Source organism: Paenibacillus oleatilyticus, assembly GCF_018998565.1.
Lineage (GTDB): Bacteria > Bacillota > Bacilli > Paenibacillales > NBRC-103111 > Paenibacillus_G > Paenibacillus_G oleatilyticus.
Map to the genome: position 1 here is coordinate 1 of NZ_JAHNZO010000136.1, position 377 is coordinate 377.

A 377-nucleotide genomic window follows, 5' to 3' on the forward strand; every position below is an offset into this window, starting at 1 on the left:
CGTTGCCACAGCCTAATGTAAGCGCGCGAATGAATCACCTGTTTCCCACCCTCCGTCCCGTCCTTTCTCGCTGCGTAAAGCGACGCAATTCAGAGAGAATGGGGCGATTTTTCAGCGTCAATTCGTTATCATGCCGCCCTGCTTTTGACGAATCAGCGTGCCGAACGCACGCCCAGCCTGGGATACCATTATGCTGTGGTTTAAGAATTTGATGGTTTACCGTTTGAGCCGCGAAGTGGCGCTAAACGCGGATGAAATGGAAAAACAACTCAGCGCATTCGCCTTCACGCCGTGCGGCAGCCAGGACATGGCGAAGACCGGCTGGGTCTCCCCGATGGGTTCGCGCAGCGATGCATTGACGCACGCGGTCAACGGCC

The 377-nt window shown here is 56.2% G+C and carries 1 protein-coding gene; it reads left to right on the plus strand.

Annotated features, from left to right (window positions below):
• Positions 1 to 190 precede the first annotated feature (190 nt).
• The coding region (gene rdgC / locus KQX66_RS38965; RefSeq protein WP_216798422.1) for a recombination-associated protein RdgC at positions 191 to 377 on the plus strand (187 nt) is incomplete at its 3' end.